At 69.9% G+C, this 19,940-nt stretch carries 17 protein-coding genes; 9 read left to right on the top strand and 8 right to left on the bottom strand.

Annotated features, from left to right (window positions below):
• Window positions 1-280: 280 nt before the first annotated feature.
• The 7 genes from ABZ928_RS34715 (at window position 281) to ABZ928_RS34685 (ending at window position 7,120) form a co-directional block, all read left to right on the top strand.
• Entirely contained in the window at window positions 281-1,606 is a 1,326-nt protein-coding gene (locus tag ABZ928_RS34715) for a PhoH family protein (protein ID WP_361527710.1), read from the top strand.
• 413 nt (window positions 1,607-2,019) lie between these two features.
• A complete protein-coding gene (locus ABZ928_RS34710) occupies window positions 2,020-2,703 on the top strand; it encodes a transglycosylase SLT domain-containing protein (RefSeq protein ID WP_361527708.1) in 684 nt (227 codons plus the stop codon).
• 149 nt (window positions 2,704-2,852) lie between these two features.
• Window positions 2,853-4,166 carry an AI-2E family transporter gene (locus ABZ928_RS34705; RefSeq protein WP_361527706.1) on the top strand — a complete coding sequence of 438 codons (1,314 nt, stop codon included), beginning with the start codon at window positions 2,853-2,855 and terminating at the stop codon, window positions 4,164-4,166.
• A 108-nt stretch (window positions 4,167-4,274) separates the two neighbouring features.
• Window positions 4,275-5,240 (top strand): LysR substrate-binding domain-containing protein, encoded by a 966-nt coding sequence (locus ABZ928_RS34700; protein ID WP_361527704.1) that lies wholly within the window; start codon window positions 4,275-4,277, stop codon window positions 5,238-5,240.
• 169 nt (window positions 5,241-5,409) lie between these two features.
• The gene (locus ABZ928_RS34695) at window positions 5,410-6,258 is read left to right on the top strand and encodes a MarR family transcriptional regulator (protein WP_361527702.1); all 849 of its coding nucleotides are present in this window, start codon (window positions 5,410-5,412) and stop codon (window positions 6,256-6,258) included.
• 42 nt (window positions 6,259-6,300) lie between these two features.
• Window positions 6,301-6,687 carry a roadblock/LC7 domain-containing protein gene (locus ABZ928_RS34690; protein ID WP_361527700.1) on the top strand — a complete coding sequence of 129 codons (387 nt, stop codon included), beginning with the start codon at window positions 6,301-6,303 and terminating at the stop codon, window positions 6,685-6,687.
• Window positions 6,688-6,691: 4 nt separating this feature from the next.
• Window positions 6,692-7,120, top strand: a complete 429-nt coding sequence (locus ABZ928_RS34685) for a hypothetical protein (protein ID WP_361527698.1) — start codon at window positions 6,692-6,694, stop codon at window positions 7,118-7,120.
• A gap of 45 nt (window positions 7,121-7,165) precedes the next feature.
• Here the strand turns inward: ABZ928_RS34685 and ABZ928_RS34680 are convergent, their stop codons facing one another.
• The 5 genes from ABZ928_RS34680 to ABZ928_RS34660 all read right to left on the bottom strand — a co-directional run bounded on the left by ABZ928_RS34680 (window position 7,166) and on the right by ABZ928_RS34660 (window position 11,992).
• Window positions 7,166-9,502, bottom strand: a complete 2,337-nt coding sequence (locus ABZ928_RS34680; protein WP_361527696.1) for an ABC transporter permease — start codon at window positions 9,500-9,502, stop codon at window positions 7,166-7,168.
• Window positions 9,499-10,185 carry an ABC transporter ATP-binding protein gene (locus tag ABZ928_RS34675; RefSeq protein ID WP_361527695.1) on the bottom strand — a complete coding sequence of 229 codons (687 nt, stop codon included), beginning with the start codon at window positions 10,183-10,185 and terminating at the stop codon, window positions 9,499-9,501. The genes ABZ928_RS34680 and ABZ928_RS34675 overlap by 4 nt, the downstream gene beginning before the upstream one ends.
• Window positions 10,182-10,706 carry a PadR family transcriptional regulator gene (locus tag ABZ928_RS34670; RefSeq protein ID WP_361527693.1) on the bottom strand — a complete coding sequence of 175 codons (525 nt, stop codon included), beginning with the start codon at window positions 10,704-10,706 and terminating at the stop codon, window positions 10,182-10,184. The genes ABZ928_RS34675 and ABZ928_RS34670 overlap by 4 nt, the downstream gene beginning before the upstream one ends.
• A 105-nt stretch (window positions 10,707-10,811) precedes the next feature.
• Window positions 10,812-11,063 (bottom strand): hypothetical protein, encoded by a 252-nt coding sequence (locus ABZ928_RS34665; protein WP_361527691.1) that lies wholly within the window; start codon window positions 11,061-11,063, stop codon window positions 10,812-10,814.
• Window positions 11,060-11,992 carry an SPFH domain-containing protein gene (locus tag ABZ928_RS34660; protein WP_361527689.1) on the bottom strand — a complete coding sequence of 311 codons (933 nt, stop codon included), beginning with the start codon at window positions 11,990-11,992 and terminating at the stop codon, window positions 11,060-11,062. Before ABZ928_RS34660 ends, ABZ928_RS34665 begins: the two co-directional genes overlap by 4 nt.
• Window positions 11,993-12,251: 259 nt before the next feature.
• Between ABZ928_RS34660 and ABZ928_RS34655 the strand changes: the two genes are divergently transcribed.
• Window positions 12,252-14,540 carry a transglycosylase domain-containing protein gene (locus ABZ928_RS34655; protein WP_361527687.1) on the top strand — a complete coding sequence of 763 codons (2,289 nt, stop codon included), beginning with the start codon at window positions 12,252-12,254 and terminating at the stop codon, window positions 14,538-14,540.
• 113 nt (window positions 14,541-14,653) lie between these two features.
• On the opposite strand, the gene ABZ928_RS34650 is transcribed toward ABZ928_RS34655, so the two are convergent.
• The 3 genes from ABZ928_RS34650 to ABZ928_RS34640 form a co-directional block, all read right to left on the bottom strand.
• Window positions 14,654-16,753: a SpoIIE family protein phosphatase gene (locus ABZ928_RS34650; RefSeq protein WP_361527685.1), complete on the bottom strand. Its 2,100-nt coding sequence runs from the start codon at window positions 16,751-16,753 to the stop codon at window positions 14,654-14,656.
• 295 nt (window positions 16,754-17,048) lie between these two features.
• Entirely contained in the window at window positions 17,049-17,741 is a 693-nt protein-coding gene (locus tag ABZ928_RS34645) for a DUF402 domain-containing protein (protein ID WP_361527683.1), read from the bottom strand.
• Window positions 17,742-17,813: 72 nt separating this feature from the next.
• A complete protein-coding gene (locus tag ABZ928_RS34640) occupies window positions 17,814-19,205 on the bottom strand; it encodes a class II fumarate hydratase (protein WP_361527681.1) in 1,392 nt (463 codons plus the stop codon).
• Window positions 19,206-19,363: 158 nt separating this feature from the next.
• Here ABZ928_RS34640 and ABZ928_RS34635 point away from each other — a divergent pair, with 158 nt between their 5' ends.
• Window positions 19,364-19,861 (top strand): hypothetical protein, encoded by a 498-nt coding sequence (locus ABZ928_RS34635; protein ID WP_361527679.1) that lies wholly within the window; start codon window positions 19,364-19,366, stop codon window positions 19,859-19,861.
• The last annotated feature ends 79 nt before the right edge of the window (window positions 19,862-19,940 follow it).

Genomic DNA, 19,940 nt, shown 5'->3' with positions numbered 1-19,940 from the left:
GTTCACCAGCGCGCCGTCATATGCGCTGGCATGGCAGCGCATGTTCGAGGGCATAAGCCAAGCAGGTCGACACCCGAACCACGGGTGTCGGATCCTCAGCGGGCGGCACCGGAGCCGTTCGCCCGGGAGGCCCTTTGCACCAGCCCTACCGTGCGGATTCAGCACGGAAGAAGCAGTGGAGGGCCGGTTCCCGGCCCGTGCACAGCGTGCATCGCGGCCGTCGACCGGTCCAGCTCCACTCCGTCGCTCCCCGACCTCATCCGAGGGGGTACGTCCTTCCGTGGTGACCAGCACAAAGCGCCGTCTGCCTGACCGGCGCACCTATGTTCTCGACACCAGCGTTCTGCTGGCCGACCCGAACGCCCTGAACCGCTTCGACGAGCACGAAGTCGTGCTTCCGATCGTCGTGGTGACAGAGCTGGAGGCCAAGCGGCACCATCCCGAACTCGGTTACTTCGCCCGGCAGGCCCTGCGTCTGCTCGACGAGTTCCGGGTGCGGCACGGTCGCCTCGACGCCCCCATCCCGATCGGGGAACTCGGCGGAACCGTCCGTGTCGAGCTCAACCACTCGGACCCCAGCATCCTGCCGACCGGCTACCGCCTGGGGGACAACGACTCCCGCATCCTCGCGGTCGCCCGCAATCTGCAGGCCGAGGGGTTCGACGTCACGGTCGTGTCGAAGGATCTCCCGCTCAGGATCAAGGCGTCCTCGGTCGGTCTCCTCGCCGAGGAGTACCGCGCCGAACTCGCCATCACGGACTCCTCCGGCTGGACCGGGATGTCCGAACTGACCCTGCCGGGCGAACAGGTGGACATCCTCTTCGAGGAAGGCCATGTGTACGTCCCCGAGGCCGCCGACATGCCGGTGCACACGGGTCTGACCATCCAGTCCGAGCGCGGCAAGGCGCTGGGCCGGGTCAGCCCCGAGGGCAACATCCGCCTGGTGCGCGGCGATCGGGAGGCGTTCGGCATCAAGGGGCGGAGCGCGGAGCAGCGTATCGCTCTGGATCTGCTCCTCGACCCGGACGTCGGGATCGTGTCCATGGGCGGCCGGGCCGGCACCGGCAAGTCGGCGCTCGCGCTGTGCGCGGGGCTCGAGGCGGTTCTGGAGCGCCGCCAGCACCAGAAGGTCATGGTCTTCCGTCCCCTGTATGCGGTGGGCGGGCAGGAGCTCGGGTATCTGCCCGGGTCCGAGGCCGAGAAGATGAGCCCCTGGGCGCAGGCGGTCTTCGACACGCTGTCCGCGGTCACCAGCCGCGAGGTCATCGAAGAGGTCACCGCGCGCGGGATGCTCGAAGTGCTGCCCCTCACCCACATCCGCGGACGCTCGCTGCACGACGCGTTCGTGATCGTGGACGAGGCCCAGTCGCTGGAACGGAATGTGCTTCTCACCGTTCTGTCCCGAATCGGCGCCAATTCACGGGTGGTTCTCACTCATGACGTGGCACAAAGGGACAATCTGCGCGTAGGGCGCTACGACGGTGTCGTCGCCGTCGTGGAGAAGTTGAAGGGGCATCCGCTCTTCGCCCATGTCACCCTGACCCGGTCCGAGAGGTCCCAGATTGCGGCCCTTGTGACCGAAATGCTGGAGGACGGTCAGATCTGAGGTAATCCCAGGAAACCGCAGGTCAGTTGGCGCCGTCCCGCGAAAGGCCGTAGAGCCTAGCGGGGCGGCGTCGTCGTGCGTTGCGGTTTCTCAAAATCCCTGGGGTCAAACGGGATGTGAGCTTTCACACGCAACTCAGAATTGCCACCCGGCGTCGGGGTACGGCAGAGTCTCACTCCTGTCAGGCCCCGCATACGACACTCCTGTGCCCCCAGCGGTACGGCACCACAGCAACACCAGCTTCAACTCCATAGTCGACGTCGTATGCCGCCCAAGCTTCATGCGGCGCCTCCCTCACGGGAGTTGCCCATCGGGCCCGTGCTTCCCGTGACCCAGCAGTTGGGAGGCCAGCGCCAGGGGCAAGATTGCGTCCGCCAGGGTCACCGAAGCGGGCGATGCTGGAAGGAAACCGTGTGAGTCCGATTTCGGTCCGGGGATTCGCAGTGGCCTCTGCCACCGCGGTCACCGCTGTCGGAAGCGTCGTCGGCGTTGCCTCGGGCAGCGTCGCGCAGACGAACGACGCCGAGGCGGCAGCAGCCGATTCGACGCTCCTCTCGGACATACCGGCGGGCCAGCAGGCCCAGGTGCAGACCGCGTCCCTGACGCAGCAGGCCAATGTCCAGGCCATCGCCGCCGACGCGAGCGCGAAGAAGGTCGCCGAGGAATCGGCCCGCAAGGCCGCGGCCAAGACGGCGGTCGAGAAGAAGGAAGCCGCGGAGAAGGCGGCCGCGGAGGCCAAGGAGCGCGCCGAGGCCAAGGCAGCGGCCTCCCGGGACTCCTCCAGCTTCCCCGTGCAGAGCTCGTACACCGTCGCCCAGATCAAGGCGATGGCGGCCCAGATGGTGCCGAGCGGGCAGTTCCAGTGCTTCAGCAACATCGTGGACCACGAGTCCGGCTGGAACTACACCGCCGTCAACGCCTCCTCCGGCGCCTACGGCCTCTTCCAGGCCCTGCCGGGCTCCAAGATGTCCTCGGTCGGCGACGACTGGCGCACCAACCCGGCCACCCAGATCAAGTGGGGCCTCAACTACATGGACAGCCGCTACGGCAGCCCGTGCGAGGCCTGGTCCTTCTGGCAGGCCAACCACTGGTACTAGAGCCGTCGGCCCCAGCCGTCGCTCAACCCCGCAGAGCCCCTCGCCGTCCTACGGTGAGGGGCTTTCGCCCTGTTACGGTCTGACGGACGACTCACAGGCTCCAGGGGGGAGTGGTGGGGAACGACGGGGGAAAGGGACGGACGGGGATCATGTCGCGAGTGCCTGGGTGGCTCGGCCGGCTCGGCCATGGACTGAGCGAGATGGGCGAGCGGTTGGACGAGCGCCGGGCGGAGGCGGAGCGCGAGGAGGAACCCCCGCCCGCCGACGAGCCCCCGCCGGCCGAGGACGAGACACCTCTCGTCGAGACCCCGCGCCCCGATCCCGCGCTGGCGGTCCCCTGGGGCATGCGCGTCGCCGCCGAGGCCGGCTGGCGGCTGCTGGTGCTCGCGGGCACGGTCTGGGTCCTCATGCGGGTCATCAGCGCCGTCCAACTCGTCGTGCTCGCCTTCGTGGCCGCCCTGCTGATCACCGCGCTGCTCCAGCCGACGGTGGCCTGGCTGCGCCGCTACGGCGTGCCGCGCGGCCTCGCGACCGCGCTCACCGCGATTCTCGGCTTCGTCGTGATGGGGCTGATCGGCTGGTTCGTGACCTGGCAGGTCATGGAGAACATCGACAACGTCTCCGACCAGGTCCAGGACGGCATCGACGAACTGCGGGACTGGCTGCTCAACAGCCCGTTCCATGTCACCGACAAGCAGATCAACGACATCTCCCAGAATCTCCAGGACGCGATCGGCGCGAACAGCGACCAGATCACCTCGGCGGGTCTGGAGGGCGTGACGGTCGTGGTCGAGGCGCTGACGGGCATCCTGCTCGCCGCCTTCTCCACCCTGTTTTTGCTCTACGACGGCAAGCGCATCTGGGAGTGGACGCTGAAGCTGGTGCCGGCGGCGGCGCGGCCGGGGGTGGCCGGTGCGGGGCCGCGGGCGTGGCGCACGCTGACGGCGTATGTGCGGGGCACGGTGATAGTGGCGCTCATCGACGCCATCTTCATCGGCCTCGGCATCTACTTCCTCGGCGTTCCGATGGCCGTGCCGCTGGCCGTCTTCATCTTCCTGTTCGCGTTCATCCCGCTGGTGGGCGCGGTGGTGTCCGGCGCGCTGGCGGTGGTCGTCGCGCTGGTGACCCAGGGCGTGTTCACGGCGGTCATGTCCCTGGTGGTCGTGCTGGCGGTGCAGCAGATCGAGGGGCACATCCTCCAGCCGTTCATCCTGGGCCGCGCGGTCCGGGTGCATCCGCTGGCCGTGGTGCTGTCGGTGGCGGCGGGCGGGATGGTCGCGGGGATCGGGGGCGCGGTGGTGGCGGTGCCGTTGGTCGCGGTGACGAACACGGTGGTGGGCTATCTGCGGACGTACTCCCGGGAGCAGGCGCTGAAGCAGGCGCCGCGGCCCCGGGGCGCCACCGCGGTGGACGTGGCTCCGGTCGCGCCCCCGAAGACGGAGGGTCCCGCCCGCGAGGAGTGAGCGAGGCACGCGGCGCATGTCCTGGCCGACCCGGCGCTGAACCCCGCCCGAAGTGCGTTGATACGGGAAATCGCTACAATCGGTCATGTTGATTGGAGGCGACTATCAGTGACCGTGAGTAGCGTGGCCAAGCGGCGGCAGCCGAGTCTCGCCCAGCTGCGCGCCTTCGCGGCCGTCGCCGAGCATCTGCACTTCCGGGACGCGGCCGCCGCGATCGGCATGAGCCAGCCCGCGCTGTCCGGCGCCGTGGCCGCGCTGGAGGAGGCCCTCGGGGTGACGCTCCTGGAGCGGACCACCCGCAAGGTGCTGCTGTCGCCCGCCGGGGAGCGGCTGGCCGTACGGGCCAAGGCGGTGCTGGACGAGGTCGGGGCGCTCATGGAGGAGGCCGAGGCGGTGCGGGCGCCCTTCACCGGGGTGCTGCGGCTCGGGGTCATCCCGACCGCCGCGCCGTATCTGCTGCCCACCGTCCTCAGCCTGGTCCATGAGCGCTACCCGGACCTCGACCTCCAGGTCCACGAGGAGAAGACCGCCGACCTCGTCGACGGGCTCACCACCGGCCGCCTCGACCTGCTGCTGCTCGCCGTGCCGCTCGGCGTGCCCGGAGTCGTCGAACTCCCGCTCTTCGACGAGGACTTCGTGCTCGTCACGCCTCTCGGACATCCGCTCGGCGGGCGGGCGGACCTCGCCCGTGACGTGCTGAAGGAGCTCGATCTGCTGCTCCTCGACGAGGGGCACTGTCTGCGCGACCAGGCCCTCGACGTCTGCCGGGAGGCCGGACGCGCCGACGCGCCGGTCACCACCACGGCCGCCGGACTGTCCACGCTCGTCCAGCTCGTCGCCGGCGGGCTCGGGGTGACGCTGCTGCCGCGCACCGCCGTCACCGTCGAGACCAGCCGCAGCGGCCGGCTCCGCACCGCGTCCTTCGCCGCCCCCGCCCCCGCCCGCCGTATCGCCCTCGCCATGCGCACGGGAGCGGCCCGCGGAGCGGAGTACGGAGAACTGGCCACCGCGCTGCGCGAGGCGTTGCGGCCGCTGCCTGTCAGAGTGTTCGCGAGTCCGGAGACAGACGCCTGAGATTCGTTCAAATGAGCGCCGAACAAAGCGAATTGAACGGCTCTACGTTTCAATTTCCGTCAGCTGGGAGCAGCTCGGAATAACCCGGCCGAAATATGCCCTGCGACTGATACACATACCCCCCTCAGTGCTACGCGCCAGGCGTATGTGCGAAATGCCAGGGGGAGTGATGTCGGGCTTTCGTGACTCCCTCGACCTCGACCAGGTCGGCCACGACCTGCTGGCACACGCCCTGACGGTCTGCGGGCGCGAGGAGTTCAGTGGCGAGCTGCGGGTCGCCGGAGTGCCCGGCGGCACCCTGCATCTGCGCGGCGGGCTCGTCGTCGGCGCCGAGAGCCCGGGCGCCCCCGGTCCCGAGGCGCTGCTGCTGCGCTCCGGCCGGGTCACCGGCGAGGAATGGGCCGCGCTGGTACGGGAGTCGGGCGGGGCGCGCTGGCCGGCCGCCGGGCTGATCGCACGCGGGCACGCCGGAGCCGCCCAGCTCAAGGTCGTGTGCGTGATGGCCCTGCACGACGCGGTCTTCGCGATCCTCGCGGGCCGGGTGCACGGCTGTGAACGCGTCGCCGAGACCGAGCCGTTCGCCACCGTCGCCGTGGGCGAGATCCCGCGCCGGCTGCTCCAGGACGCCACCCGCAGACTCGACGCGCTCGCCGCCCTGCCGCACCCCGTCCGCCCCGACCGGGAGCGGCCGACACCGGCCCCGCGGACTGATCCCGCCGGCCTCGGCGAGCTCCAGCGCGAGCTGCACACCCGGGCGGACGGCCGCAGCACCGCCCGGGACCTCGCCTTCCGCACCGGGCGCGGGGTCTACACCGTCACCGTCGAGATGGCCCGGATGCTCGACGCGGGGCTCCTGGAGTGCGCGGACGAGACCCCGCCGATCCCCGTCCGCCCGATCACCGACGGCATCCGGCAACGCGATCCGACGCCCCCTGCCGCCCAGTCCGACGAACCCGGCGACCTGCCCCGCCGTAAACCCGGCGGTTTCTTCCGGCTGCGAAACGGAGCCCCGAAATGAAGAAGCCGAACAGATCCGAACAGAAATTGGGGAGTTGAATACATGGATCACGAAGCCCTGGCACTCGAAATGAGGGGCCTGAGGGAACAGGTGACCGGTATCACCGATACCGCGGTCGCCGCCGCCGACGGACTGCTCATCGCGGCGGACACCGCCGACTCCATCGACCCCGAGGGCCTCGCCGCCCTCGCCGCGGCCGGCCTCGGTCTGGCCCGCCGCACCGCCCAGGCCACCGACCGGGGCACCCTGCGCCAGACCGTGACGTACGGCAGCCACGGCTGTGCCGCGTTCTACGCGGTCGGCGACACCGCCCTCATGGTCGTCCTCGGCGACGAGGGCATCGACGTCGACCGGCTGCACCGGGCCACCCAGCCCGCCCTCGACCGCATCGGATCGATCCTCACGCACAAGGCAGCGGAAGGAGTCTGAAGGGATGGCGACGAAGCGTATGACCCCCGGTTTCTCCGACCAGGTGATGGGCCTGGTCAAGTCTCTGCGTACGGACGCCCCGGACTGTGTCGCCGCGGGCGTGGTCGACATGTCCACCGGCATGCTGCTCTCCTACGAGACCGTCGACAACCACCCGCCCGAGGTCCTGGACCTGCTCGCGGGCGCCACCCTCGACCTCTTCCAGGGACGTACGGTCGTGATGATCGAGGACGTCTTCAAGGAGCGCCGCGGGATCCAGAGCGACAACCACTTCTTCCAGGAGATCCTCGTCAACAGCGAGAACCTCACCCACCTGTTCGTCCGGCTGACCGAGCAACAGGACGTCGTGGCCGTGGTGGTGTGCCGCAAGTCCGTGAACGTGGGCATGCTCTTCGCCCAAGTACGGCGCGTGGTGCGGGAGTACAGCCTCTGAGGGGACGGAAAAGGGGCCCCTCCCGTCCGGGAGGGGCCCCTCTTCTCATTCGGTGCGCAGCCCGTCCGGCCGCATCAGCCGCAGCAGTGGCGGCAGGCTGAGCAGGGTCACCGCGAGGACGACCGCGGCGCCCGCGCCCGTCATCGACAGCACGCTCGGCCAGTCCACCGACACCGGGGTGTCCGTCATCTTCAGCAGGACCGCGCCGAGTGTCAGCCCCACCGTCGAGGCCAGCACCAGACCGAGGCCGATCGGGATCGCCGTCTGCCACAGCACCGACAGGCTCAGCGTGGAGCGCCGGGTGCCGAAGGCGATCAGCGACGACAGCAGCTTCTTGCGCTCGCGCAGCTGCTCCAGCTGGGAGACCAGGAGGCTCGCGCCGATCAGGAGCAGGACGCAGGTGGCGCCGACGAACAGGCCGCCGCGGATGGCGGCGTAGTTCTCGTTGCGGTCGACGCTGACGAACTGGTTGGGCTCCTCGTACGGGTTGAGGCGCGCCGCCGTGTTGCGGACGTACTCGCGGGCGTCCGCCACCGACTTGTCGAGCCGGAGGTACAGCTCCGTCGAGAGCAGCCGGTCGGCGCCCGAGGGCACGGCCGCCGGGGTCATCAGCAGACCGGCGCGGCCGATCCGCGTCGAGTCCTCCGTGGGCTGGACGTCCTTGACGCCCTCCGGGACGGTCCAGGCGACCGACTTCGTCGTCTTGTCGTCGTCGGAGTCCTCGAACCAGAGCTTTTTGCTGCGCTTGACGATGTCGGCCGTCTCGTAGGCGTAGGCGTCGCCCTTCAGGAGGAACACGTCGCCGTCCCGGCAGGAGGGGAGCTTCGCGACCTCGCGCAAGGAGGCGCAGCTGCCGACGGACACGGGGGCGAAGTGCTGGGGGTCGGTGCGGGTGTCGCCGAGATACCCGTCGGCGATGTCGTAGACGTGCTTAACGCCCCGGGTCGTGGTGAGCTGCTTCTCGGCCGTGGCGACGGGGGCGTCGCGGACGACGCGTACGGACATCTCCGCCCCGGTGACGGGCTCGCTCTTGCGGTCCGTGTACTGGCCGTCGACGCCGGCGAACAGCATCTGGAGGGCGATCGCACCGGCCACCGCCACCGCGATGCCGTTGACCATACGGGCCGCCGTACCGCTGCTCAACTGGAGTCTGCGTACGGCCAGTTGCCAGGCGACCGGGCCGGCGCCGAGCCGGGCGACGACCGTCTCGACGATCCAGGGCAGCAGCGCCGTGATGCCGACCAGCAGCAGCATGACGCCGCCGACGGTGAGGTACTGGTTGAAGTTCCCCCGGTCATTGCCCTGGCCGATCATCGGGTAGAGCATCGCGAGCCCGCCCACCGGCAGCAGCAGCCGCCACCACAGCCGGCGCCGTGAGGGCTTCGCCGTACGCACCACACCGAGCGGCTCGATGACGACCCCGCGCAGCGCGAACTGGGTGACCAGCACGGCGGCCGCGGGCACCGCGACGGCGACCAGCAGGGCCAGCAGGGGCGAGGGGTTGAGATAGCTGGGGAAGAAGCTGTAGTCGAACAGCTCGACCGAGCCCGCTATCTGGCGGCCGATCATGAAGAACCCGGCGCCGAGCACCAGACCCACCAGGGCCCCGGCCATCGCCTCGCCCGCCGCGACCCGACGGGTCATCCGGGCGTCGGAGCCCACCAGCCGCAGCGCCGCGAGCCGCCGGTCACGCCGCTCACCGCCGAACCGCACGGCCGCGGCGATGAAGACGGCGACGGGCGTCAGCAGCACCGCGAAGACGACCAGGATCAGCAGCAGCAGCACGGGATCCAGCGGCTCCGACGGCGGGCTGGGCGTCCCGAACCGGTCGAGGCGCTCCACCGTGGCGCCGTTGACCTTCGGTGCGAGCCCCTCGGCGCCACGGTAGAAGGCGAGTTCGGCCGAGCCGATCAGCCCGCTCTCCCCGATGGTCCCGACGATCCGGTCCGGCAGCCGCTCCCGCAGCAGCTTCCCGTCGTCGGAGTCCAGGAGCTTCTTCAGCGCGGGGGAGACCACCATCTCGCCCGGCGCCGGGAAGGCCGAAACCCCGGGCGGCAGGGGCGCCTTGGCGCCCTCGGGCTCCAACTCCCGTCCCCGCACGTTCTTGTCGTGGTACGTCGTGGTGATGTATCCGACGAGCAAGGTGTCGTCGGCCTTCTTCAGCGTGGTCGCGCTGAACCTCTGGTCCTGCCGGGCGTCCTCCCGCCGGTCCCGTTCCGCCATCGCGCTCGGGATCGCGGTCGTCAGCAGCAGCAACGCCACCCCGAGCCCCACCCCGACGGCCGTCAGCAGGACCCGCACCCAGCCCTCGCGTCCCCCGGCGAACGCGAACCTGACCCCCATGGCCAGATCCCGCGCCCACTGTCCCCCTATGGAACTCATACCACTCGCTCCATGTCCCGGGACTTGCCGTCCCGTACGACGATCTCGCGGTCCGAGTAGGCCGCCACCCGCGCCTCGTGCGTGACGAGCACGACGGCCGCGTTGGTGGACCGCGCGGCCTCGGTGAGCAGCTCCATCACCCGCTCGCCGTTGAGTGAGTCGAGCGCGCCGGTCGGCTCGTCGGCGAACAGCACGCGCGGGCTGGTCACCAACGCCCGTGCCACGGCGACGCGTTGGCCCTGACCGCCGGAGACCTCGCCGGGCCGCTTCTTCTTCAGGTCGTCGACCTCGAGCCGTTCCATCCACCCCAGGGCGGTCTTCTCGGCCTCCTTGCGGGAGGTGCCGTTCAGCCGCAGCGGCAGGGCGACGTTCTCGACGCAGGTCAACTCGGGGACCAGCTGGCCGAACTGGAAGACGAACCCGAACTCGGAGCGCCGCAGGGCACTGCGCTGGGCGTCGTTCATCGTCGCCATCTCGCGGCCGTTGTACAGGATCGAGCCCGAGTCGGGCGTCACGATCCCGGCGAGACAGTGCAGCAGCGTCGACTTCCCGGACCCCGAGGGGCCCATCACGGCGACGACCTCACCGGGGTGGATGGAGAACTCGGCGCCGTCCAGCGCGAGGGTCGGGCCGTACGCCTTGCGCAGGTCGTCGGCGACGAGAAGGGAACCGGCTGGAGTCACTGGGCCACCACCTGGGCGAGTTTGTCGAGGCGCGCGGCGGTCAGTTCCAGCCAGCGCAGATCGGCTTCGAGATGGAACAGGGCGTGGTCGCAGATGAGCTGATCGGCGAGATCGCCCTTCCGCTTCCGGTCGGTGAGGATCCGCATCATCCGCAGATGCTCGGAGCGCTGCGTGTCGAGGATGTCGCCCGCGTCCCGGTGCGTGAGCAGCGCGAGGACGACCTTCGTGTACAGCGTCGACTGCAGATACGGCTCGGGCTTCTCCGGCGTCGCCAGCCACCGCTGTACGTCGGTGATGCCGGCCTCGGTGATCGCGTACCGCTTGCGCTCGGGGCCGCCGCCGGCCTCGATGCCGTCGACCTCGACGAGACCGTTCTTCAGCAGACGGGACATCGTCGAGTAGACCTGGCCGTAGTGCAGGGGCCGGTCATGACCGAACTTCTCGTCGAAGGCCCGCTTCAGGTCGTAACCGTGGCGGGGCCCGGACTCCAGGAGTCCCAAAAGGGTGTGACCGATGGACATGCGGAGGACTGTACACACGGCGTATACCCGGTGTGTATACGCGGAGTGTGTAGGTGGCTGCGCGAGACGTGAAGGCGCAGGTGAGAGCCGATTGTCACGGTTCTGCTACTGCGTCGGCGGCCGTCCCCGGCGCGGGATCGGCTTGGCCTCGCCCGGCAGCCGTCCCGCCTCCGCGAGGGCCTTGCGCAACAGGAACTCGATCTGCGCGTTCGCCGACCTCAGCTCGTCCCCGGCCCACCGCGCCAGCGCCTCGTACACCGACGGGTCGAGCCGCAGCAGCACCTGCTTGCGCTGCTGCGGCCGCCGCTTGGAGGCGGACCCCTCCTCGGGACCCTGGGGATCCTGGGGATCCGTCACTGGTAGAGGGTCCCGGTGTTCAGGACCGGCTGGGCCGCGCGGTCCCCGCACAGCACCACCATCAGGTTCGACACCATGGCCGCCTTCCGCTCGTCGTCGAGTTCGACGATCTCCTGCTCGCTGATCCGGGCCAGCGCCGCCTCGACCATCCCGACCGCCCCGTCCACGATCTGCCGCCGCGCCGCGACGATCGCCCCGGCCTGCTGCCGCTGGAGCATCGCCGAGGCGATCTCCGGAGCGTAGGCGAGATGCGTGAAGCGTGACTCGATGATCTCGACACCGGCCGCCTCCACGCGCGCGTGCAGTTCGAGCGCGAGCTTCTCGGTGATCTCCTCGGCGTTGCCGCGCAGCGAGAGACCGCCCTCCTCGTGGGCGTCGTACGGGTACTCGATGGCGATGTGCCGGACGGCCGCCTCGGTCTGGGTCGAGACGAACTCGATGTAGTCGTCCACCTCGAAGGTCGCCTGCGCGGTGTCCTCGACCCGCCACACCACGACCGCCGCGAGCTCGATCGGGTTTCCGTAGGCGTCGTTGACCTTCAGGACGGCCGTCTCGTGGTTGCGCACCCGCGTGGAGATCTTGGTCCGCGAGGTGAAGGGGTTCACCCAGCGCAGCCCGTCCTGCCGGATCGTCCCCCGGTACCGCCCGAAGAGCTGCACCACCCGCGCCTCGCCCGGCGCCACCGTGTTCAGCCCGCACATGGCGAGAAACGCGGCGAGACCGACCACGATCCCGCCGACGATCAGCGCGGCTTTCGCGCCGGTCGCCGCGACCGCCGTAGCGGCAGCAATCATTCCGGCCCCCGCGAACAGCCCCAGCAGCCCGAGCAGCAGCGCGAGCCCGCCCCCGATGCTGTGCGCGGCGAACTCGCGCACGCGCGGGGCGGGCATGGCGGGTACGTCGGCGGTCGTGTCGTCGTGTGTGGTCATGAGGTTCCCCCGGTTCTGGTGCGGTCTCGTAAGGCTTAGCGTCAGCCTATCCAAGTGATAACACTTTTCCCCGCCAGAGCAACCCTTGGCCCCTCTCGTACGTCGGTTCCATGTGAACGGGTGCTGATTGTCACGTCCGCAAAAGACCGGATCGGCCGCCCTTTGTCACATCTCCCGGTGTTAGCTTTCTGAGCTGACCTGAGCGGCGAACCTGTGTGGCGCGTGCGCACACACGAACGAAGCGGAGCGGAACGGACCCATGGGACGAGCGGAAGAAAGACGAGCGCGGCAGCGCGGCGGTCGCCGAGCCGCGCCCAAGGGCCGTTCGTCGCGCGCAGCCGTCAGCCGCAGTGGTGGCGCCGAGAAGAGCCTCATACGCCGGCTCTTCACCTGGAAGAAGATCCTCGGCACGTTCCTCGGCGTCTGCCTGCTCGGCATCGGCGGGTTCATCGTGCTCTACATGATGGTGCAGGTCCCCGAGGGCAACGCCGACGCCCAGTTGCAGAGCAACACCATCAAGTACAGCAACGGCGACGTCCTGGTCCGCGACGGCGACGTGAACCGCGAGAACGTGGACCTGGCCAAGGTCCCCAAGAAGGTCCAGCTCACCTTTGTCGCCGCCGAGAACAAGAGCTTCTACGAGGACGCCGGCATCGACCTGAAGGGCACCGCCCGAGGTCTGCTGAACACCCTCTCCGGCAAGGGCAAGCAGGGTGGTTCGACGATCACCCAGCAGTACGTCAAGAACTACTACCTGACGCAGGACCAGACGGTCACCCGCAAGCTCAGGGAGCTGGTGATCTCGCTCAAGGTGGACCGCCAGAAGTCCAAGGACGAGATCCTCGAGGGCTACATCAACACCAGCTACTACGGCCGCACCGCCTACGGCATCCAGGCCGCCGCACAGGCCTACTACCGTGTCGACGCCGACAAGCTCAGCGTCGAGCAGGGCGCCTATCTCGCCGCGCTGCTCCAGGCGCCGAGCCAGTACGACTGGACGGCCGCCTCGGACACCAGCAAGAAGCTGGTCAAGGCCCGCTGGAACTACGTCCTCGACAATATGGTCGAGGAGGGCTGGCTGGACGCCTCCGAGCGCGCGGACATGGAGTTCCCGGTCCCGGAGAAGCCCAAGGCCGAGGCAGGACTCCAGGGTCAGAAGGGCTACTTCGTCAAGCTCGCCAAGCAGCAGCTCGTCAAGCAGCTGATGACCAACGACGACCTCACCGAGGACGAGGCGCTGGCCCAGTACGACAAGGGTGGCTGGACCATCACCCTGAACATCGACAAGAAGAAGCAGGCGCAGCTGGAGAAGGCCGTCAAGGCCCAGCTGACCGACAAGCTGGACCCGGACAAGCGCGACGTCGACAAGGACATCCAGGCCGGTGCCGCCTCCGTCGACCCCAAGACGGGGAAGATCGTCGCTCTCTACGGCGGCGAGGACTACATCAAGCACGACTACAACAACGCCAACCGCGTGGACTACCAGCCCGCGTCGACGTTCAAGCCGGTCATCCTGGCCGCCGCCCTGGAGGAGGGCGCCGAGACCCAGAACGGCAAGACGATCGGCGCGAGCACGGTCTACGACGGCACGAGCAAGCGGCCCGTCAAGGGCAGCGACATCGCGTTCGCCCCGGAGAACGAGGACGACACCGACTACGGCGACGTCACCGTGCAGACGGCGATGAACAAGTCCATCAACTCCGTCTTCGCGCAGATGGGCATCGACGTGGGCATGGACAAGGTCCTGGACACCGCCGCGAAGCTCGGCATGGACACCGGTGACCTGAAGTCGCTGCCCGCCTACACCCTCGGCACCATGGGCGCGAGCCCGATCCAGATGGCCGGTGTCTACGCCACCCTCGACAACCACGGCAAGAAGGTCACCCCGACCATCATCAAGTCGGCCGAGCGCAACGGCAGCGAGGTGGAGATGGCCGACCCGATCGGCGAGCAGGTCATCAGCCGCGAGACCGCGGACACGGTGACCTCGGTGCTGACCGGCGTGGTCGACGACGGTACGGCCAAGACGTCCGTCCGCGACAACCCCAAGCGCGACGGCCAGGAGGTCGCCGGCAAGACGGGTACGTCCGACGACAACAAGTCGGCCTGGTTCACCGGCTACACCCCCGACCTGGTCACCTCGGTCGGCCTGTTCGGCGAGAACCACAAGAAGCCGGGACAGGTCAAGATGTACGGCGCCGGCGGCTTCGAGCGCGTCAACGGCGGTGGCTTCCCGGCGCAGATCTGGGCGGCGTACATGTTCGGCGTGACGTCCACGTCCGCCGAGTTCGACCTGGACACCGACCAGGGCGCCGCGGTCGAACCGTCGTACACCCCGACGCAGACGCCCTCCCAGACAGCGACGCAGACGCCGACGGACGAGCCGACAACCCAGGAGCCGACGACCGAGGCCCCCACAACCCAGGCCCCGACCCAGACGCCGACGCAGACCCCGACACAAACGCCGACCCAGACCCCGACGCAGACTCCGACGACGAGACCGCCGACGGACGACACGGACCCGGTGGATCCAGGGCAAGAGCAGTAAGCGGCAAAGAGAAAGGGCGCCCGGAAAACACCGGGCGCCCTATCTGCTTTTAGGGGCGCGGGGAACTGCGCGACAAGCCACAACGCACCCGCAGCCGAAATCGAACCGGCGGCCTACCCCCGATTGAGCTCGAACCAGACAACCTTCCCGGTGCTGAGCCGAGTCGCCCCCCACCGCCGAGCCAGCTTGTTGACGAGGTACAGCCCCCGCCCACCCTCATCCGTCGCCCGAGCCTGCCGAAGCCGCGGCAACTGAGGCACATCGTCCCCGACTTCACACCGCAGCACATCGGTCCGCAACAACCGCAACGTCACCGGCCGCGAGGCATACCGCACCGCATTGGTCACGACCTCGCTCACCAACAGCTCCACGGAGTCGGAGAGTTCCTCAAGCCCCCACCGGGACAGGGCCCGCCGAGCCAGCCGCCGGGCCCGGCCCGGTGCCGCGTCCTCCGGCTCAAGGAACCAGTACGCCACATCGCTCGGCGAGATCCCGTCGAAGCGCGCGGCGAGCAGCGCGATGTCGTCGTCCCGGTCACCGGGACCGAGCATGTCGAGCACCTCGTCGCAGAGCGCCTCAAGGGGCGGCGGATGATCCGGCCCGGTCAGCTGAGCGGTCGCGGCGAGCTTCTCCCGCAGCTGCTCTATGCCGGTCCACACGTCCCGGAGTCGCGACTCGACGAGCCCGTCGGTGTACAGGAGCAGCGTCGCCCCGGCCGGGGCGTCCAGCTCTACGGCCTCGAAGTCCACGCCTCCGACACCGATCGGCGCGCCAGGCGGCACCCGGAGCACCTCGGCCCGCCCACCGAGGTGGAGCAGGACCGGCGGCGGATGGCCCGCGTTGGCGATGGTGATCCGGTGCGAGACCGGGTCGTAGACGGCGTACAGGCAGGTCGCCATGCGGTCGGTACCCAACCGCTGGGCCTGCTCGTCGAGGTGGTGCAGCACCTCCTGCGGCGGCAGGTCGAGCCCCGCGAGGGTCTGGGCGGTGGTCCGCAGCTGCCCCATGATCGCGGCGGACGTCATGGAGTGCCCCATGACGTCACCCACGACCAGGGCGACCCGGCTCCCCGGCAGGGGAATCGCGTCGTACCAGTCGCCGCCCACGCGCGCGGTCTCGGCCGCCGGGAGGTAGCGGGAGGCCAGCCGGACGCCCGTCGGGCGCGGGAGGGTCTCCGGGAGCATGGTGCGCTGGAGCTCGTCGGCGATGTAGGCCTCGCGGCCGTACAGGACCGCCTTGTCGATGCCGAGCGCGCTGTGCGTGGCGAGCTGGGCGGCGACCAGGAGGTCGTCCGGCTCGAACGGGATCCGGTCCGGGCGGCGCAGGAACACCGCGGCGCCGATGACCCGCCGGCGGCCCCGCAGCGGGGCCAGGATGGCGCGCTGGCCGCCCGGGACGATCAACTCGCCGCCCTCGCCGAGAAGTTCCGGCAGCGCGGCACGGGCGGCGGGGGAGTCCGTGAAGACCGGCCGGACGCCGCGCAGCACCTCGGCGAGCGCACCGCCGGTGCGCACCTCGCAGAGTTCGGCGGTGACGGCCGACAGTTCGGTCAGCTCGGGCGGCTCCGGCTGGAGGGCGGGCGAGGCGAAACCGCCCTCGGTGTCCCGCTCCTCGGGTATGCGGTCGGTGCGGCGCAGGCGCAGCACCAGCGGCCCGGTGGGGCGTTCGTCGCCGACCGGCAGCGGGTCGCGCAGATAGACCAGGATCGCGTCCGAGAACGTCGGCACGGTCGCCCGGCACAGCCCCATGACGATCTCGTCGAGGTCGATGCCGCGGGCGATCCGCCGGGTCGCCGCGCCCACGAAGCGCAGCCGGTCCCCGTCCCGCCGCATGGGCGTGGGCCGGCCGGGCGGCAGACCTTGGCCGGTACGCCGTTCAGGACCGTCGGAGGCGGCTTCCTGCCCGGCGGGCATGCCCTCGGGCACCGGCCGCGGACGGTGGGTGTCCGGCTCGGACGCGGCGGTGCTGGGCTGGGAGTGCTCGGGGTCGCTCCCGGGCGCGGGGACCGTGGTGTCGGCCCCGGAGGACCCGGAAGGGCCCGGGGAGCCGACGGCACCGGAGGGTCCGGCCGCCGGCGTCTCGCCGGAGCCGGCCCTGGCCTGTGCCGGTAAAGCGCTGTGCGGGGGCGTGGAGGCACGCAGGAGCGCCCCGCGAGGGTCCGCGGGGCCGGCGCCCGGCTGGGGGCGCTCGAAGGAGGTGGGCTGCTCCGTCACGCGTGTCGAATCCGTCCGTCGGTGGCTGCGCGCCGCGCGCTCAGTTCGTCCCGCCGAAATGCCGATACCCGGTATACATGCCCCAGGAACGGAATTCCCGCGTGGTCAGAGGCTGTTCCTGTGCACCCGGCGGACCGTCTGCGGCCCGTACCGGTGTTGCCCTCGTACCCCTCGCTCACGTCCTGCCGCCCCTCGGTGACGAATGGTCAAGCTCGATGCACGCTCCGGTAGTTGCCGCCGCGCGCACTTGCGGAGGACGATCCTACGTTTGTTGCCCGGGGGCGCATCAAGGGTCTCATGAGGACACGTGCGCGGGCGTACGGTCCCAGTCTTCCGGCAGCAACGGTACGGCCCAGGACGGATCCGGGCGCCAGTGCTGCCAGCCGTCCGAGAACGGCGTGCCCCAGGCGCGGATCACCTCCACCGCCGAACGCCCCGCCCGGCGCACCTGTTCGGCGAGGTGGGGGTCCATCAGCCCGTCCCGCTGGGCCTGCGCGAACTCATCCTCGTCGCGCCAGTGCCAACTGCGGTCCGGGTGCACCGAGATGTCGAGGAAGTGGTCCTCGGAGTCCACTCCGCCGCCCCAACGGACCAGCGGTGTCTCCAGGTTCACGTACCAGTTCTTGAACTGCCAGCCCGGCTCCCAGAACAGCCACACCGACCACGGCTCGCCGGGCCGCGCCAGCTTCAGCACGCCGGTGCCGAACCAGCGGTCCAACTGCACGGTACGCGGCTTGGTGTACCGCGTCTCCAGCGGCTCGGCGTGCACGGAGGTGCCGTCGGCGAGCACGGGCTTCACGCACTCGGTGCCGGGCGCCATCCAGACGGCCAGCAGTTCATGATCGTCCCGGACGACGGTCACCGGGCGTGCGATGTGGAAGCGCGTGCCGCCGTTCTCCCGGTACCGCCACAGAATGTGACTCCCGGGCTCCCAGAAGGACGTCGACGTACCCGCTTCCACCGCTCTCACCGCTCCACCGTCTGCCATGCACAGATATTAGGTGCCATAGGCATACGACGCTGCGGCGCGCGTCACGGTTCGCGTCCGGGACGCGAAAGGTTACGGACGCGTCATACGCAGGACATCCAGCGCTTCGTCGAGCTGCTCGACGGTGAGGTCCCCGCGTTCGATGTACCCGTTCTCCACGACGACTTGACGAATGGTCTTGCGCTCCGCGAGGGCCTTCTTGGCGACCTTGGCGGCCTCCTCGTACCCGATGTACTTGTTCAGCGGGGTGACCACGGAGGGTGACGACTCGGCGTACTCGCGCGCGCGTTCACGGTGCGCGACGATCCCGTCGACGGTCCGGTCGGCGAGCAGCCGCGAGACGTTGGACAGCAGCCGGACGGACTCGAGGACGTTCTTGGCGATGACCGGCAGCATCACATTGAGCTCGAAGTTTCCGGCGGCCCCGGCGGTGGCGACGGTGGCGTCATTGCCGATGACCTGCGCGGCGACCATGAGCACGGCCTCGGGGATCACCGGATTGACCTTGCCGGGCATGATCGACGACCCCGGCTGGAGGTCGGGGAGCGAGATCTCGGCGAGCCCGGTCCGCGGCCCGGACGACATCCACCGCAGATCATTGGCGATCTTGGTGAGCCCGACGGCAATGGTCCGCAGCTGCCCACTGGCCTCGACGATCCCGTCCCGGGCCCCCTGCGCCTCGAAGTGGTCGCGGGCCTCGGTGAGCGGCAGCCCGGTGACCCGGGCGACCTCCTCGATGACGGCGGCGGAGAACCCGGGAGGCGTGTTGATCCCGGTCCCGACCGCGGTCCCCCCGAGGGGCAGCTCCGCGAGCCGGGGGAGCGAGGCCTGGAGCCGCTCGACCCCGTACCGGACCTGAGCGGCGTACCCCCCGAATTCCTGGCCGAGGGTCACCGGGGTGGCATCCATGAGATGGGTGCGCCCGGACTTCACGACGTCGGCGAATTCCGCGGCCTTGCGCTCCAGGGCGGTGGCGAGGTGCTGGAGGGCCGGGATCAGATCCCGGGTGACGGCGGCGGTGGCGGCGATGTGGATGGAGGACGGGAAGACGTCGTTGGAGGACTGGGAGGCGTTGACGTGGTCGTTCGGATGGACGTCCCGGCCCTCGCCCAGCCGCTCGCCGGCCAGGGTGGCGATGACCTCGTTGGTGTTCATGTTGGACGAGGTCCCGGACCCGGTCTGGAACACGTCGATGGGGAACTCCTCGTCCCACCGCCCCTCGGCGACTTCCTGGGCCGCGTCCTGGATCGCCTCGGCGATGTCCTTGTCGAGCACCCCCAGCTCGGCGTTGACCTTCGCCGCGGCACCCTTGATCCGCGCGAGCGCCTCGATATGGGCCCGCTCGATCCGCTGCCCCGAGATGGGGAAGTTCTCGACGGCCCGCTGCGTCTGGGCTCGCCACTTGGCCTCGGCGGGGACGCGTACGTCGCCCATGGAGTCGTGCTCGATGCGGTATTCGCTCATACCGTCTCTAGCGATCGGGAGCGCCGCGATGTTCCGGCGGCTGGGCCGATGGGCGTATGGGCCGAACGGCAGCCCGGCTCGCTGCGCGGCCGGGGCACGGGCGCCGGACAATTGAGGCAGGAGTGCAGGGGGGCTCGTCACCCCGCAGGAGGCAAGCCATGCTCCGCAGCATCAGGACGTACGGCGCTCTCGGCGCCGTCGGAATGGCCGCGGCGGCGGCCCTCGTCACCGCCGCTCCCGCGTCGGCCACCGCCTCGTCGGCCGCCGACGACGACTTCACCCTCTACGCGAAGGAAGTCCCCGGCGAGGAGGACCAGGGCGAGGAACAGATGCCCAAGCTCGGCGACGCGTTCTCCTTCGCCGACGACCTCTACCAGGACAAGGGCGGCGACAAGGTCGGCCGGGACGGCGTCGTCTGCACGGTGGTCCGCGCGGGCGACCCCATGGACATCCAGTGCGTCGGCACCTTCGTCCTGTCCGGCGGCCAGCTCACCGCCCAGGTCCTCATGTCGGTGCCCCTGGACGAGTCGGCGGCACCGCCCGTCTTCGACGCGTCGATCACCGGCGGAACCGACGACTACCGCGGCGCGAGCGGGCAGGTCCACTTCACGGACGACGGGGACTATCAGCGGCTGGACTTCAAGTTCGGCGACTGAGGAGGGGCTGGGCATGGGCGGGGGCGGCGCGTGCATCTCAGCCCGTCCGGCGCTTGAGGACGAGGCCCCTCAAGGGCCG

The organism is Streptomyces sp. NPDC046909, assembly GCF_040644695.1.
In the GTDB taxonomy this organism is placed as follows: Bacteria; Actinomycetota; Actinomycetes; order Streptomycetales; family Streptomycetaceae; genus Streptomyces.
The sequence above is the reverse complement of the archived record's forward strand: the minus strand, read 5'-3'. Positions and strand labels throughout refer to the sequence as shown.

What these genes read in the sequence shown, in the direction of transcription:
- ABZ928_RS34655 (WP_361527687.1), top strand. Translation starts at nt 12,252, where the DNA reads ATGGGACGAGCGGAAGAAAGACGAGCGCGGCAGCGCGGCGGTCGCCGA.
- ABZ928_RS34670 (WP_361527693.1), bottom strand. Translation starts at nt 10,706, where the DNA reads ATGTCCATCGGTCACACCCTTTTGGGACTCCTGGAGTCCGGGCCCCGC.
- ABZ928_RS34680 (WP_361527696.1), bottom strand. Translation starts at nt 9,502, where the DNA reads ATGAGTTCCATAGGGGGACAGTGGGCGCGGGATCTGGCCATGGGGGTC.
- ABZ928_RS34635 (WP_361527679.1), top strand. Translation starts at nt 19,364, where the DNA reads ATGCTCCGCAGCATCAGGACGTACGGCGCTCTCGGCGCCGTCGGAATG.
- ABZ928_RS34695 (WP_361527702.1), top strand. Translation starts at nt 5,410, where the DNA reads ATGTCGGGCTTTCGTGACTCCCTCGACCTCGACCAGGTCGGCCACGAC.
- ABZ928_RS34705 (WP_361527706.1), top strand. Translation starts at nt 2,853, where the DNA reads ATGTCGCGAGTGCCTGGGTGGCTCGGCCGGCTCGGCCATGGACTGAGC.
- ABZ928_RS34640 (WP_361527681.1), bottom strand. Translation starts at nt 19,205, where the DNA reads ATGAGCGAATACCGCATCGAGCACGACTCCATGGGCGACGTACGCGTC.
- ABZ928_RS34660 (WP_361527689.1), bottom strand. Translation starts at nt 11,992, where the DNA reads ATGACCACACACGACGACACGACCGCCGACGTACCCGCCATGCCCGCC.
- ABZ928_RS34690 (WP_361527700.1), top strand. Translation starts at nt 6,301, where the DNA reads ATGGATCACGAAGCCCTGGCACTCGAAATGAGGGGCCTGAGGGAACAG.
- ABZ928_RS34645 (WP_361527683.1), bottom strand. Translation starts at nt 17,741, where the DNA reads ATGGCAGACGGTGGAGCGGTGAGAGCGGTGGAAGCGGGTACGTCGACG.
- ABZ928_RS34685 (WP_361527698.1), top strand. Translation starts at nt 6,692, where the DNA reads ATGGCGACGAAGCGTATGACCCCCGGTTTCTCCGACCAGGTGATGGGC.